We start from the raw sequence: 15743 nt of genomic DNA, 5'->3' as shown, positions 1-15743 counted from the left end.
GCACGATGATCAGGGCTTGCAGAACTTGACGTAGAAGCTCTTGGGCACTCGATTGAGCTTCATCATGACCCAGAAAAAGGGACGCAGGCGTTCGAACCAACGCTTATAGGTTGGGTAGTCGCGGTACGTGCGCTTTGGCGCGGCCATCAGCGCATCAAATCGCTGATCATCGTAGCCGAGACGCTTCTTGACGAGTTCGATCAACTCTGGATCGGGATATCGCGACGAGAAGAACCGGTCCATCGCGACCTGTCGATCCATCTGACCGGACCGTATGAGCGCAGAGAACTCGATCTGGCGGAAGTTCACTCCAAAGCGCTTGGGCATGAAGTAGCTGTGGCAGAACGCCGACCACCGGTTCTCGAGATGGTGGCCGCCATACCACTCCCACCCGTACTGTTCAGCGAGGAATCGCTTTGCACCCTCCTTGTCATAATCAACCCAGTAGAGCGGCCGAGTGCGCTCGATGCGTGAAAAAGCTGTCCACTTGAGAAACTTGCCGAAGTCAAGGTTGGGGAAGGTTTTCATCGGCACGGTGCCGAACTGGCGGTGCACAGACTTGATGTATCCGCCGTCCATGTAAATCCACCCGCGCGGCGCAATTCCCTCGGTGCGGAAGGAGTGTCCTTCAACGATGTGTTTGATTCCATGCTTTTCCGCGGCGCGATACAGCACGCCCATGAAGCCGATGTCTGTTGGAGCGTCGATGTCGATGACTCCGGCCTCGATGAACGATCGGTAAATGTCGTCGTACTCGTTGTTGTCGACAACGTAAGTTTCCAAATCAACGCCGAGTTTATCGAGCACCGCGTAGATGTTGGAAGTCGCCACCGGGGAGTTCCAGGTGTTGTCGAAATGAACCGCGAGTGGCCGAACGCCCATGCTGACAAGGAGGTGGGCGAGATACGAAGAGTCGGTACCGCCGCTCACTCCGATGATGCAGTCGTACTTCTTGCCCTCACCCGAGCGCTTCAAACGGTCGACGAACGCCTGCAGTTCGGCGGTACTCACTTGCCCGATTGCGTACTGCTTGTCCAGTTCGTCATGGAGGGTGCAGTAGTAGCAGATGGAGCCCTCATCCAGCATCGATCCTGGGACGTCAGAAGTGGTGATGCAGCGCTCGCACATGACCGTACTGGAAAGATCACGCCCGGGAATTTCGTACCGCGGGTCAACGTGCGCGTCGTCATCTACCCGGTTCGATCGATGCTCGCGTTCCTCTTCGAACAGACGAGTGAGCTGCTCACCATTCGGATAATTAACAAGCACGCTGTCACGGCCGCCCTGCATGACGAACTGACTACCAGCAGCCACCGCCGACGCGCCGGCCTCAAGGATCGGCTCTGAAAGGTGTTTTCGCGTACCGGCACCCCCGTGTGCGATCACTGGCAGGTCCGGCAGGAGCCTGGTCACTTCTCGTACGAGGTCGAGATCGAGCCCGGAGCGCGTGCCCTCCCGGTCGATGTTGGTCACCATGACTTCTCCTGCTCCGACCTCGGACACGAGCCGCGCCCAGTCATGCAGTCGCAGTTCAGAAAGCTGGGTGCCGCCTCGGCCGTAAATCCTGTACTCGCCGTCGAGCGCGCGCACGTCCACCGCTGCAACAGTGGCCTGCGCGCCAAGCGCGCGGACCGTGTCGGAGACGATGTCCGGCGAGTTGAGCAAGGTCGTGTTGAAGACGATCTTCTCGAAGCCCTCGCGCACCAACCGATCCGCCTGCTCCACCGATTTCACGCCACCGCCGTATGCCAGTGGGACGAAACATTCGGTGGTCAGTCGTTGAAGATACTCAAACGCCAGAGGCTTGCCTCGCGCGGCGCCGATGTCGAGGAGGAACATCTCGTCAACCTCGAGGTCATTGAAGATACTCAGGACATTGACTGGGTCTCCGACATACTGCGCGTTGTCGAACCGTCGAGTCTTGACGAATCGCTCTCCGTCGAGAAGCAGCGCGGGGATGACGCGGGGGCGCACACTAAGCATCAGGACCTCGCGTAGTCGGCAAGGAGTCGAGCGCCCATTCGGTGGCTCTTCTCCGGGTGGAATTGCGCTCCAATGACGTTGCCGCGGCGGATCATCGAGGCGAATGGGACGCCGTAGTTGGTGACCGCCATCGTGTCAGCTGGATCAGCTGGGTCGGCGAAGTACGAGTGCACAAAATAGAACCGATCGCCTTCCTCCACTGCCGGGAGCACTTCGCTGTTGCCCTGTCGTGCGATCGTATTCCAGCCCATGTGGGGCACGCGAAGCACGTCACCGCCGATCGAGCGCGGAAAGCGCCGAACCATCCCTGGCACGATGCCCAGCCCAGCCTCGTCGCCCTCTTCGCTGCCATCGAGCAACAGCTGCATCCCCAGACAGACGCCGAGCACACGATCGCCAGCCGCTGCCTTTGCTGCAACCACCTCACCAAGACCGGAAAGCCGAAGCTTCGATGCGGCCGTATCAAATGCCCCTACACCGGGGAGGATGATCCGGTTCGCCGCGGCAATGACGTCAGGCTCACCACTCAACTCGCTGGTGAAGCCACTCTTGCGGATCATGTTCACAATCGACGCGACGTTGCCGACGCCGTAGTCGACGATTGTGATGTCCGCCGTCATAGTTGTCCGGTCTTTCCCGACGCAATGGCGCGCGCCAGCGTTGCCACGACCCTTCCCACGTCATCACTGCCGAGCTGAGGATAGAGGGGGATGGTAAGCGCAGACAAGTGCGCCCTGGTCGCCGCCGGCAGCTCTTCATCCCGAATGCCGAAACGCTCGCGAAAGTAAGGCTGCAGGTGCATCGAATAGGTGCCAAGCGTTACTTCGACATCCTCAGCCTTCATCGCGTCGACAACCCGATCCCTATCAATGTCTTCGTCCAGAAGAACGACATAGGACTGATACGAATGCTGAAGCCCTTCCGGCACGACCGGCACCCGCACGCCTTCTAAATCGGCCAGTGCGACGTCGTACTCGGCCGCGATCTCGCGACGGCGTCGCAAGATGTGGTTTAGCCGAGCCATCTGGCCGATGCCGATAGCGGCATGCACATCGCTGAGTCGATAGTTGAAGCCAGCGTCAACAAACGACATGTAGTGGGAGCCGCGAACAGCGCCGTGCGATCGCAGTACTCGGATGCGCTCAGCGAGGTCCACGTCGGAGGTCGTGATCATCCCGCCCTCCGCCGTCGTAATGATCTTGCGCGGATGGAACGAGAAAACCCCGGCCAGCGACAAGGTGCCGGCTTCGCGACCATGATATGTCGCACCAAGTGCACAGGCGGCGTCCTCGATAACCGGGATTCCATGCCGCATTGCAATTTGATTGATCGGGTCCATGTCCGCGGTGAGTCCGAATGCATGCACCGGCATGATCGCTGTCGTTCGCGGTGTGATGGCAGCCTCGAGCCGGGTCGGGTCGAGGTTGAATGTGTCAAGATCAATGTCGACGAAGACAGGGGTTGCACCCTGCTGGACGACGACATTCGCGGTGGCTGGAAAACTGAAGTCCGGGATGACAACCTCATCGCCCGGTTTCACCCCGGCGGCATGGAGTGCGAGGTGCAGGCCGGTGGTTGCTGAGCTCACAGCGAACGCATCGTTGCTTCCGATGCGTTCGGCAATCAGCCGCTCGAACTCCGCTGCGCGCGGTCCCTGGGTCAGAAAGCCGGACTCAAGCACCTCCTGGATCAACTGGAGTTCTTCAGCTCCAGTGAGCGGGACGTTCAGCCTCATGCAAACACGGCCTGGTACCAAGCCACGGTCTCGCGCAGTCCTTCATCGCTGAGCGCGGCCGGCTGGCGGCCGAGATGCGACACGAGGCGGGTGACATCGGCTTGGTGAGACCTCACATCGCCGGGGCGCTCGGGCGAGTGGATGATCGGGTGATCGGGTGCATCCATGATCTGCAGAATCCGCGCTACCAGCGCATTGATCGACGTCGGAACGCCGGTAGCAATGTTGAACTCAAGGCCGCTGCAGTCCGGATTTTCGGCAACTGCCACCGTGAGGTCAGCGGTGTCCCGCACGAACGTGAAGTCGCGAGTCTGTTCGCCGTCACCATGGATCTCGATCGGTGTGCCCTCCATGACTCGCTGGATGACAATGGGGATGATCCCAGCGTACGAGCCGGGGTTCTGACGCGGACCGTAGTTGTTGAATGGACGCACGGTGGTCGCGTCGATGCCGAATGTACGTACGTACGAGCGGATTATGTGATCTTCTGCCGACTTCGAGGCGGCATACGGGGTGATTGCGTCGTGCGGATGGTCCTCGTCCATGGGGGTGTACCGGCTGGTTCCGTATGCCTCCGAACTGGACATGTGTACCAGTCTGGCGATCAGCCCGCGGCGCGCCAGCTCGCAGAACGCGGTGGTGATTCCGATATTGGTGGCGATGGTCCAGGACGGGTAGGTCAGCGATGTCGGCAGGGGTACGACGGCGAGGTCGAAGACTGTCTCGATTTGATGTGCAGTCACAACATCCTGCATGGCGGCGAGGTCGGATGCATCGAGTCGCAGGATCTCAACGTCGTATTTGTCGCACGCGTCAGCGAGGTTGCTTTCGTTGCCCAGAAAGAAGTTGTCAACGACAACCAGCCTCTTCGGCTCCTCCAGTACGAGGCGATCGACCAGATGGCTCCCGATGAAGCCTGCGCCTCCCGTAACCAGCACCGAACTATTGCGGATCGACACGTTGAATTGCCCTTCTTGCGGTGGGAGGCAAATAGCCTCGAACGATTGTATCGGGCGAGAGGCTCAGCCTCCCTCGCGATTTAGCACCCCACGACCGGCTCAGAATCGAGACATGTGCCTCGCCCAGCGTCTCGACGGGACATCGTGCTCCATCGATCCTACCCGTTCGTTGCTTAGCCGATCGTCATCATGGAGTTCCATCCCGAGTCGACGAGTCGAGTTCCCTTCCATGCTCCAGCGCCGTTGCCGGGATAGAGGATGAGGCGCCCGTCAGGGAACCGTGCGAGCACGTCTGGTCCACCCGAACCGTCGAAATCTCCCGGGCTGAAAATCGACACGATTCCTCCCCAACCGATTCCGATCAAAGTCCGAGGCTGCCAGACTCCGGACCCATTTGTCGGGTAGAGCCACAGATTTCCATCAGAGGTCCTGGCGATGATATCCGCGCCGCCGATGCCATTGAAGTTGCCGCCGTTGAAGACTTCGGTGAAGCCCCCCCAGCCAATCCCGATCTTGACCCCTTCACTCCTGAGCCATCCTCCGGCCCCGTTTCCACTGTGCAGCCAAAGGTCACCTGCCTTGTCGCGCGCGACGACATCTTGATATCCGTCACCGTCGAAATCGATTCCGAATACGCGGTCGAATCCACCCCAACCCTGTCCAATTGTCTGGGCGCTGCTGAATCCGCCGGCACCGTCCCCCGCGAAGAGCTCGAACGCACCCGCCTCGGTGATTCGCCCCAGGTCAGCATGACCGTCGCCAGTGAAATCGTCGAGTGTCACTGTCCGTGTCTTATTTCCCCAAGACGAGTCGAGGATTGGGGTGGTCGCGTGGAATCCGCCCAAACCGTCTCCCCGGAACAACCGCAATTCTCCTGCCGGTGTTACGCCGAGCACATCACGATGTCCGTCGCCATCAAGGTCACCGGCACCAGCGTCGTTCAAACGTGTCGGTGCCGGGGTAGGCGTCGGAGTTGGGCTTGGGGTAGGGGTAGGGGTAGGAGTAGGAGTAGGAGTAGGAGTAGGAGTAGGAGTAGGAGTCGGCACCGGGGCACCCGGACGCATACCGGCAGCGGTGATATTCAGGAAAGAGTCCCAGCCATGGTCTGTCGTGCTTGTCCAGACAATGGAACCGTCCCCAGTTCCTCGGAACAACCGAATGGTGGCACCGTTTTTCACCCACAGGTCCGGTGTACCGTCGGCGGTGAAGTCGCCGAACGAGAAGGCCTCGGTGTATCCGTTGAAGCCCACACCAATCTGGATTGCGGCTTCCAGTCCGCCGTCGCAATCGCTCTTGTGCAGTAGAAGCAGACCATCTGGCGTGATGGAGATAAGGTCACCGCATCGGTCACCATCGAAGTCACCCACGCCAGCCACTGTGACCGCGCCAGCGAAACCTCCGGCAACTTTCGCACGTGCGCCAAACTGCCCTGCTCCGTCTCCCGGCCACAGCCAAAGGTCACCCGCGGCGTCGACGGTGAGCATGTCAGGGTGAGCATCGGAATCGAAGTAGCCCCCATATAGGACCGAGCGAGCGGATGACCAGTCCGCCGAGATCGCGCGCCGGAGTGGATAGTCCAGGCGACCGTCACCCGCGTAGAACCAGGCCTTACCGGCCGTATCCCGTGCGATCACATCCCGGAACCCGTTGCCGTCCAGATCGCCGACACCGATGATCTCCTTTGCGCCGGCCCAACCGACACCCAAGCTCACCCGTGACGCCCAGTCGCCGGCGGCGTTCGCCGGGAACGCCCAGAGTGCGTGGTTGCGATCCCTCGCAATCAGATAGCCGGCAAACATGTCGTCCGTGTTCGTTACCGAGGTTACGATCGGCGGGCGGACCGGCCGCATGCCCGCACCGACGATGTCCTGCATCACATTCCAACCTTGGTCCACGATCGTGGTGTTACCGATGGCTCCGCCCCCAACGCCTCGAAACAGATGCATGGTGCCGGAGGCTGTCTTCGCCCAGAGGTCCGCGACGCCATCGCCCGTAAAGTCACCGAGCGTTGAGAGGTTGGTGAATCCGCCAAACCCGATGCCGATCCGGGTCGGCGGAAGGAAACCACCAGCGCAGTTCCCTGAGTGCAGCATGAGGTCCCCCGAGGGCGCGAGCCCGAGGACATCTCCGCATCGGTCGCCGGTGAAGTCACCCACGCCCACCAGCACAGAGTACGAACCGAAGCCCGAGCCGACCTTATGGGCGTTGCTGAACTGGCCGGTGCCATCTCCGAACCACACCCACAGGTTGCCGGATGTGTCGACGGTGAGCATGTCGGCATCGGTGCCGGCGTTGACGTAGCCGCCGTAGAGCACATGCGTTGAGGTGGACCAATCAACGTTGATCAATTTGCGAGTCGGGTATTCCAGAGCGTCGGTGCCTGGATAGAACCATGCTCGACCCTGCGTGTCACGAGCGATGATGTCCCGATACCCATTGCTGTCCAGATCGCCAACACCGATCACGGACTCGGCTCCGCCCCAACCTGCGCCGAGGCTCGTTCGCGGAGCCCAACCCCCACCCCCTTTCGCCGGGTAAGCCCAAAGCTCGTTATTCGCATCGCGAGTAATGAGGTAGTCCACGTCGGCAGTGGATGTCATGGAGAAGCCAGCCGAACCGAACCAGTCGTTGTAGAACCGCCAGAAATTGCGGTTCCCGTAGGACGAGCATGCGTCCCCGGTGCCAGAGAGGTTGGCGAGGGCAGCCGCGTTAGGTTGGTACGGCGTGTAGCTGTAGAGCGCAGCGGTGGCGTAGTTGCGCACGTTGACGTAGCTGCCGCCGCAACCGGCGTTGGGGTGATATTGGATGTACTGGTTACCGGGCTGCTTCGCGAACACCGCAACCTTGTAGGTCTTCAGCTGCTTGGTGCCGGTATATACCTGGCTGGCGAGACCAGCGAAAGCGGTGTCGCAGGGGGCTGTGTCGGGGCAGGCCATTCCCATTGCGGCCTTCAGCTGCCAGTCGCTCGGCGCGGTGCTCGTCACCAACGCCTGCTCCTTCTGCAGCGTAGCGAGCACAACCTTCGCGGAGATGCCGCATGCCACCTGTACACGGTAGAGGAATTCAGAGAACAGCATTGTCCCGCCTTGCAGGACGTTGCAAATCAGGCCGCCGTTGTTCGCGTACGAGGCCGCAGCGCCAGGATGGGCGACCTGGATCACATTGAGGCACCGCGTGCCCGCGCACTTACCGATTTTCCCATCGAGGAAAACCTGAATCTGTGGGGCGGTCATCGCGCCGCCATCGTAAAACTCGGCGTCGGAGATGATGTGGCCAGGGTCGAATTGGGAGGCGTCGATCGCGGCCGCAGGTGCTGGCGAACCTACCGCCATCGGCATCACGGCGACAAGCGCGAGTGCGATCGCGCTTGCCATCCAGCGCAACCTTTTACCTGACACGCCAGCACCCCCAGCTCGACACAACCCCGATAGTATCGCAGGGCCACAGTCCGATCCACTGGAGGCACGCGGAAATACGATGACCGATGAGGCGATGACGATCGGTAGAGACGTTGGCACGAATGCACCTCGTAAGCTCAAAGCATGCAGATCCTGAGCGTCGTCGGCGCGCGACCACAGTTCGTGAAGTTGGCCCCGATCGCCGCCGCCCTCGCGGGCCGTGCAGAACACAATATTGTGCACACCGGACAGCACTACGACGACTTGATGAGCGACGCGTTCTTCCGCGACCTGAACATCCCTGCTCCTGCAGTGAACCTCGAGATCGGCTCCGGCAGCCACGGCCAGCAGACCGGCCGGATGCTGGAAGGGCTTGAGCGCGAACTTGAGCGCCTATCCCCCGACTGGGTGCTCGTCTACGGAGACACCAACTCGACGGTGGCCGCGGCCCTCGCGGCGGTGAAATTGCACCTGCCAGTCGCCCACCTCGAAGCCGGTTTGCGGTCCTTCAACCGCCGCATGCCAGAAGAACACAACCGCGTGCTCACCGACCACGCCGCCGACCTCCTCCTCGCCCCCACGAAGGTGTCGATGGATCATCTCGCCCGCGAGGGACTCGCCGATCGGGCTGTGCTCGTCGGTGATGTTATGACTGATGTCCTCTACAACGTGCGTGACCGCGCGCTCGCCGAACCCGACCAGACCCCATTCGACCTCCCGGTCGGAGGGTATTACGTCGCGACCATCCATCGACCGGACAACACCGACGACCCGGTTCGGCTCAGTGGCTTAATCGATGCCCTGGCCGGTCTCGACCGTCCTGTACTACTGCTCGCGCATCCGCGGTTGAAGTCGCTCGCCAAGCAGCATGGAGTTCAGCTCGACCAGGGCGCCCTGCGCACCCACGACCCGCTGCCCTATCCCGAACTGGTAGCCGCCGTCATGCACAGCGCCGGCGTAGTGACCGACTCCGGGGGCCTGCAGAAGGAGGCGTTCCTACTGCGGGTGCCGACGACCACGATTAGGTCGGAGACGGAGTGGATCGAGACCGTTGACCTCGGCTGGAACGTTCTTGCCAACGAGGTGAACACCATCGCGCGGGCAGTCTCTCGGCCTGCGCCGCCACCGACGGATAGCGCACCATACGGAAACGGGCACGCCGCCCAAGCGGTTGTCGATGAGCTCCTGAGGGAGCGACAATGACCTTGCCTCGCCTACTCATCCTGTCGTTCTCGAATATCTCTGCGGATGCCCGGGTACTCAAGCAGGTAAAGCTTTTCGCCGAACGCTACGACGTAACCACCTACGGTTATGGGCCCAGTCCCGACCCAAGAGTGCGTCACGTGCGGCTCGATGACGCTCACGGCATCCGCCGTTGGCGCCGGAGTGACCTGATCCTCCGGCGCTTCCGCCGGATCTACTGGCGGCAACCTGCCATCCGCCAGGCAGCTGCCGATCTCGGACAGCTCGAACGCTTCGATGTGATCCTCGCCAACGACATCGACACCGTCGGCCTCGCGCTCGCCCTGAAGCCGAGACACGGCGTGCACGCCGACATCCACGAGTACGCACCGCGTCAGAACGAGGAACTTCTCGTCTGGCGCATATTCATCGCACCATTCGTGAAGTGGATGTGTGGCGAATTCCTACCGCGGGCCTCCTCTATGACGACGGTCGGGCACGGAATTGCGGATGAGTATCAGCGCGTATTCCGTGTCCACTCCAAGGTCGTAACAAATGCGGCACCCTACGCTGAACTTGCTGCGGGACCGGTCTCCACCCCAATCCGGCTTGTCCACAGCGGTGCCTCGATACGTAACCGTCGACTTGAGGTACTCGTCGCTGCCACCATGGCGAGCAAGAGCGACGTGACCATGGACCTCTATTTGATGGGCAACGATCCTGAGTACGTTCAAGAGTTGCGCAGTCTTGCAGCGGGGTCCGATCGCATCAGATTTCCTGAGCCTGTCCCATACCAAGATCTCATCGCCTGCCTCAATGAATACGATGTTGGCGTTCACATTGTTGCGCCAACGAACTTTAACAATCGTTGGGCCTTGCCAAACAAGTTTTTTGACTACGTCCAGGCAAGGCTGGGGCTGATAATCGGTCCGTCCTCCGAGATGCAGAACCTTCTCCGTGCACATGGGTTCGGTGCAGTGGCCGACGACTTCAGTGCCGCAGCATTGACCAAGGTGCTGGATTCGCTGACCGTCGACCAGATTTCCACGTGGAAGTCGCACGCGGCGACCGCAGCACATGAACTCTCCGCGGAAGCACAGATGGGTGCATGGAGCGCTGCAGTCAGAGCCCTCGCGGATCGAGCTAAAGCATGACCGATCCGGTCGTCGATGTGATCATCCCTGTCCATACCGATGCCAGACCTATCATGCGCGCCACGGCCTCTGTTCTGTCGACGACCTCGGTAGATACCCGAGTGAGCGTCGTGTGCCACAATGTCGCCCCGAAGCAGATCGGGATCGCGCTTGGGGATTGGGCTGAGGACCCTCGGGTGCGGCTGCTTTATCTGGCGGACGGTGTGCCAAGTGCAGCCGGTCCGATCAATGCGGGTTTGGATGCCGCAACCGGCGAGTTCACGGCACTCCTTGGCTCCGATGACGAGTATGAGCCGGGAGCCGTCGATGCCTGGGTGGCAGTCGCCCGGCGTGACAGTGCCGACGTCGTCATCCCACCGTTGCGTAGCTCGCCTGGTGCGACGACCCGAAGCCCACCAACCCGACCGTTCCGTACGCGCAGCCTAAACGGAGTACGGGACCGCCTCGCCTACCGCACAGTGCAACTCGGCCTCGTCTCGCGCCGCCAGTTTGGAAATATAAGGATGACCCCTGGGCTGCGTACCGGCGAGGACGTCATCCAGGGTGTCTCTCTCTGGTACTCAGATGCTCGAATAAGTCTCGCGCGAGGCGCACCCGGCTACCTGATCCACCAAGGCGATCTGGCGACTAGGACGTCGACCAGCGCGAAACCGGCGTCAGAGTCCCTGCTGTTTCTCGACGCAGTCCTGTCACCTGAGTACCTCTCGACGTTGACCCCGGAACAGCGGGAATCGTTCGCAGTGAAGCTACTACGCACTCATGTTATGGACATTCTCGGGGCAAGCCTGAGTGCCGGGGCGCCAGCCGCAGATTTCACGGCGCTATCCGTCGCAGTTCGGCGGATCCTGGCCACAGCGCCGCGCGTCGCTGGGATCCTGAGTCGCCGTGAAGCTCGCATCGTCGCCGGACTTCAGGGCAAAGCTAACCCGGATCGACTAGCCGCCGATCACGCCGTACTAACTGACTACAGATACCCGGGAAATTTCCTGCCCGCCTCGAGCAGCCGCATGTTCCACCGCGAATCGCCGCTGCGATTCCTTACCGCGATCGCGTTTATGCGCTGAGCCCGAGGAATGGCGCGATGGCGGCAGCCGAGCGGCGGCCGCCGTGCACGGCTTCTACAAATGCTGGACCCGCAGCGCGCATCGCCTCGAAGTGTTCCGGCTCTGCGGCCGCTCGCCGCAGTTCGTCTTCGAGGGAGCCGATCGTCACCTCGTGTATCGGCAACTCCAGACCGGTCCGCTCCCGCACTCGGTCACGTGTGAAATCATCCACATGGCTCATCACAAGTCGTCCGGAAGCCATGGCCTCACATGCCGCGACTCCATAGATTCCCAAAGCGAACTGGTCAAGCACGATGTCCGCCTCAGCATAAAAGCCCGGCATCGAGGCGTGCGGAACCCCGAAGGCTTGCCGATACTCGATCACCCCCTCCTCCGAGAGGCGATGGAGCATCGGTTCAACTCGATCCGTACCCTTAAGCCATTTGTGGGACGGAGCATGAGCAACCACCAAGGGGCCAGCCGAGCTCCTCGTCGCCGCAGCCTCCCGCCACTTAGTCGTGTCGACCACCACCGGACACCACGTTGCCTCTGGAAGCCAACGCAATAGATCCGGCGTCGACACAAAAACGGGCAACCCAGATTCTGCTGCTAATGCCGCATTCCTAGCCGCGCCCTCTTCCAGTGCACGCACTGGCCCGGACGCGTCCCGGAACGGGGACCACTCGTTCAGCGCGGCATGGCGTGATGGGGGGCGAATGTCGCTGCCGTGGAAGAGCAGGGCACCCTTTACGCCGCGAGCGCCGAACTGTGTCATTTCTTGTTTGACATCAGATCCATATCGGCGACCAAGCAGCGGTAGGCCCGACTCCCAAATGAGGTGGGTCTGGTGCGAGAGATACTGCTCGAAAGAATCCAGCCACGATACTGAACGCTGATACACAGCCATCGGCACCTTTATATCTGCCTGGGGCAAAAACGGCCCAACTCCGATACCGTGCATCGCCATAGCAGCGACGCTTGGGAAGCTTCGCTCAAAGGCGCGTGACCACTGGTAGCCCTGCTCAGCAGAGTTGGCTGGCCCAATCACGAGGCGGATGTGTGCATCGCGAGGCAACTGCGGCACAGGCACTTCGTCCTCGGAAAAGCGGTACCGGGCGACGTCCGCTAAGCGTCCTAGCGCTCCTTGCCCTGTGGCGATCCGATGGGCCAGACGACGGATCCCATCGGGCGCACGCTCCAGCAACGTTACGGCGTCGAGCATGGCACCTCCACTTGATGAGCAAACGCCGAGCATCCCACCGAAGGCATACGTCTCGTCCATCAGGCGGCCCAACGCCGTAATGCTAACCTAGCCGCGATGAAACAACTCTGGAGCGCGCTCCTCGACCTTCTCCCGCTCCTGCCCGGTCGGGCACGGCAATTCCTCGTCATTTACATCTTCTGTACCGCAATCCTCTCCCTATTTGACGTGGCAGCGATGACTCTCCTCGTGCTCATCATCACCCCGGTCGCATCAGGGTCGCCGGTCGTCCTACCCCTTCTCGGGGAATTCCCTGACGACGCAATCCCTTGGCTACTGCTGGTCGCGTGCGGACTCATCATCATCAAGAGCGCCCTCGCGGTGGCCATGCACTGGTTCGCGACCAAGCAGTTCGCATTCTACGAGTTCGAGATCGGCGCACGAATGTTCCGCTCCTACTTAAGATCGAGTTGGGAAGAGCGTTCTAAGCGAAGCACCGTTGAGTTCACTCGCATTGCCGACACCGGGATCTCGGTGGCGATCTCCGGGCTGATCCTGTCGCTGCTCACGATTCCAGGGAATGTGCTGACCATCGTGCTGACATTGGCTGTGCTCGTTGTCGCACAGCCAATCACCGCGTTGATCTCGCTGGTGTACCTGGGTCTCGTCGCAGCCCTCATCAACCAAGTGGTCGCGAAGCGGACCTTGCAGGCGGCCCGAAACAACCTGGACTACAGCTACCGCGTCGCAGGGCTGCTCACCGAAATGGTCGAGGCACTTAAGGAGCTAACTCTTCGCGGGCGACTGGGCCAGATCCAAGAGGTCGTTGCACGTGAGCGGCAAGGCGCCGTTAGGGCGCGAGCCTCCCTATCATTCCTATCTATCATTCCCCGCTATGGCTATGAAGCAGCCCTAATCGGTGGATTCCTGCTGATCGGAGGCGTCGGCTACATGTTCGGCGGGCTGAGCGCGGCAGTCGTCGCTGTGGCCCTATTTGCGGTGGTCGGTCTTCGCCTAATTCCGGCTCTCACTGGTATCCAGTCTTCAGTCATCAGCGCGACGGCAAGTGTGCCCTGGGTCAGGGACGTTGTCGACGACTTGCGTGGCACTGAAGCAAACGCAACGGACGCACTGGCCGGAACCGACGTGTCGCAACTTCCCGAGGCACCTCAGGCACTGACGCTACGAGACATCGAATTCCGTTACCCGACTGGCTCGGACTCTGTGCTGCTCGGGCTCAATCTTGAAGTGCCTCTCGGTTCCACGCTCGGCATAGTTGGCCCCAGCGGATCAGGAAAGTCGACACTCATCGATCTCCTTCTGGGGCTTCGCGCTCCAACCTCGGGGAGCATGACGATCGACGGCACTCCATTGCCAGAAGTCATACACGCCTGGCGTTCCCGAATCGGATACGTGCCCCAGAGGGTCAGTCTGTTCGATGGAACCATTGGACAGAATGTCGCGCTTTCTTGGGACGACGATTATGACCGGGACAAGGTCATGGAAGCGCTAGAGAAAGCACAACTAGGCTCGCTTATCGCATCCCGCAAACACGGCATCGATGAAACCGTCGGGGAGCGCGGTGTCTCGCTTTCCGGTGGCCAGCAACAACGGCTCGGAATAGCCCGTGCCCTCTACTCTGACCCGTTGATTCTGGTGCTCGATGAGGCCACCAGCTCTCTCGACACGAAGACCGAGGATGATGTCGTCCGCGCCATCAAGGCACTGCGGGGAGAGGTGACAGTCATCGCTGTCGCGCACCGTATCTCCACCATCAAGGACTACGACCAGGTCTGCTACCTCGACCATGGGCAAATCCTGGGCAAGGGAACTTTCCTTGAGCTCGCCGAAGCCGTTCCGCAGTTCGGTTTGCAGGTGCAGTTGGCTAGCTTGACCGAGGGCGAGCCCGACGCCGAAACCACATGACATCGACCTACCAACGAAAGAGCGATATGCCCCGAATTCTCTGTATCTCCTTCTCTCCGATACACGCAGACTCCCGGGTGCTGCGCCAACTCGAGGTTCTGCGACAGCACGGTGAAGTGACAACGGTGGGATACGGCCCTGCACCCGAAGGCGTTGCGCAACACATCCAAGTACCGGATGGAGCTTCGTCCCTACCCGAGACCGTGCTCGGCGTGGCAAAGCTCGGGCTTCGGCTTCACAACGCTGTCGAGCTCACCGCGCCGGGCGAGAAGGCGGTAAAGAGGCAGGTTGTCGAATCCGGCACGTACGACCTGGTCGTCGCCAACGATGCCCGTGCGCTTCCTTTGGCCTTCGCCGCAGCGGGTGGAGCGCCGATCCTGGCCGACATGCATGAGTGGGCGCCCGAAGAGCGCGCGACCGTTCTCGTTTGGCGCTTGCTGGTTGGCCCTTACATGGAGCACCTCTGCAAGAAGTACCTTCCCAAGGTTGCTGCGGTGACGAGTGTGAGTAAGGGTCTTGCCGGCCTCTACAGCGACCGATACGGGGTCAGCACAGAGATCGTTCGAAACGCGGCGGACTTGCGGGATCTCACGCCGACGACGGTCGATCCGAATGTCATCCGGCTTGTGCACAGCGGCACCGCTGACGCGGAGCGCAACATCGTGGAACTCATCGACGCGGTTGACAGGCTTGAGGGTCGCTTCACCCTGGATCTCTATCTGATCGAAGTTCCGGGCGGGCACCTCAGTGTCATCCGCAAGAAGGCAGCCGCCACACCAGGGGTCACCGTGCATCCTCCGGTACCGCCAGAGACTCTGCCCACCGTACTCAACCAGTACGACCTCGGAGTGTTCCTCTACCCGCTCAAGACGCTGAGCCATCTGTACCACCTACCGAACAAGTTCTTTGATTTCGTGCAGGCCAGGTTGGGACTGGTGTTTTCTCCCGCCCCCGAAATTGATGCGCATATTGGGGAGTACGGGCTAGGCATCATTACCGGCGGCACAACGACGGATGCCTTGGTTGATGCGCTGCGCGATGTCACCGCGGCCGACGTGACAAGGTACAAAGAGGCAGCCGATCGCTCGGCTAAGGCACTATCAAGCGAGCCGGATCGGGCTACACAGAGCGCGCTTGTCGCTCGACTTCTCGCAGGTTAACG

Annotated in this window: 11 protein-coding genes; 5 read left to right on the top strand and 6 right to left on the bottom strand. The window is 61.0% G+C overall.

Annotated features, from left to right (window positions below):
• Positions 1–9: 9 nt before the first annotated feature.
• From ACX3PH_RS05055 to ACX3PH_RS05035, 5 genes are all read right to left on the bottom strand, one after another.
• Positions 10–1983, bottom strand: a complete 1974-nt coding sequence (locus tag ACX3PH_RS05055; RefSeq protein ID WP_459090063.1) for a HisA/HisF-related TIM barrel protein — start codon at positions 1981–1983, stop codon at positions 10–12.
• Positions 1983–2603, bottom strand: a complete 621-nt coding sequence (gene hisH / locus ACX3PH_RS05050; RefSeq protein WP_459090061.1) for an imidazole glycerol phosphate synthase subunit HisH — start codon at positions 2601–2603, stop codon at positions 1983–1985. Before hisH ends, ACX3PH_RS05055 begins: the two co-directional genes overlap by 1 nt.
• Entirely contained in the window at positions 2600–3718 is a 1119-nt protein-coding gene (locus ACX3PH_RS05045; protein ID WP_459090059.1) for a DegT/DnrJ/EryC1/StrS family aminotransferase, read from the bottom strand. Before ACX3PH_RS05045 ends, hisH begins: the two co-directional genes overlap by 4 nt.
• The gene (locus ACX3PH_RS05040; RefSeq protein WP_459090057.1) at positions 3715–4677 is read right to left on the bottom strand and encodes a dTDP-glucose 4,6-dehydratase; all 963 of its coding nucleotides are present in this window, start codon (positions 4675–4677) and stop codon (positions 3715–3717) included. The genes ACX3PH_RS05045 and ACX3PH_RS05040 overlap by 4 nt, the downstream gene beginning before the upstream one ends.
• A gap of 173 nt (positions 4678–4850) precedes the next feature.
• Entirely contained in the window at positions 4851–8051 is a 3201-nt protein-coding gene (locus ACX3PH_RS05035; protein ID WP_459090055.1) for an FG-GAP repeat domain-containing protein, read from the bottom strand.
• A 168-nt stretch (positions 8052–8219) separates the two neighbouring features.
• Between ACX3PH_RS05035 and wecB the strand changes: the two genes are divergently transcribed.
• Genes wecB through ACX3PH_RS05020 form a run of 3 tightly spaced genes read left to right on the top strand, consistent with a single transcriptional unit; the run spans position 8220 to position 11475 of the window.
• Entirely contained in the window at positions 8220–9278 is a 1059-nt protein-coding gene (gene wecB / locus ACX3PH_RS05030) for a non-hydrolyzing UDP-N-acetylglucosamine 2-epimerase (protein ID WP_459090053.1), read from the top strand.
• Positions 9275–10411, top strand: coding sequence for a glycosyltransferase family protein (locus ACX3PH_RS05025; RefSeq protein ID WP_459090051.1), 1137 nt, complete (start codon positions 9275–9277; stop codon positions 10409–10411). The genes wecB and ACX3PH_RS05025 overlap by 4 nt, the downstream gene beginning before the upstream one ends.
• Positions 10408–11475 (top strand): glycosyltransferase family 2 protein, encoded by a 1068-nt coding sequence (locus ACX3PH_RS05020; RefSeq protein WP_459090049.1) that lies wholly within the window; start codon positions 10408–10410, stop codon positions 11473–11475. Before ACX3PH_RS05025 ends, ACX3PH_RS05020 begins: the two co-directional genes overlap by 4 nt.
• On the opposite strand, the gene ACX3PH_RS05015 is transcribed toward ACX3PH_RS05020, so the two are convergent.
• Positions 11465–12748: a hypothetical protein gene (locus ACX3PH_RS05015; RefSeq protein ID WP_459090047.1), complete on the bottom strand. Its 1284-nt coding sequence runs from the start codon at positions 12746–12748 to the stop codon at positions 11465–11467. The genes ACX3PH_RS05020 and ACX3PH_RS05015 overlap by 11 nt on opposite strands.
• A gap of 24 nt (positions 12749–12772) precedes the next feature.
• On the opposite strand from ACX3PH_RS05015, the gene ACX3PH_RS05010 reads away from it, so the two are divergent.
• Positions 12773–14581 carry an ABC transporter ATP-binding protein gene (locus tag ACX3PH_RS05010; protein WP_459090045.1) on the top strand — a complete coding sequence of 603 codons (1809 nt, stop codon included), beginning with the start codon at positions 12773–12775 and terminating at the stop codon, positions 14579–14581.
• 77 nt (positions 14582–14658) lie between these two features.
• On the top strand, positions 14659–15741 hold the full coding sequence (locus tag ACX3PH_RS05005) for a glycosyltransferase family protein (RefSeq protein WP_459090043.1): 1083 nt from the start codon (positions 14659–14661) through the stop codon (positions 15739–15741).
• Positions 15742–15743 lie beyond the last annotated feature (2 nt).

Source organism: Homoserinimonas sp. A520 (assembly GCF_054489245.1).
The sequence above is the reverse complement of the archived record's forward strand: the minus strand, read 5'-3'. Positions and strand labels throughout refer to the sequence as shown.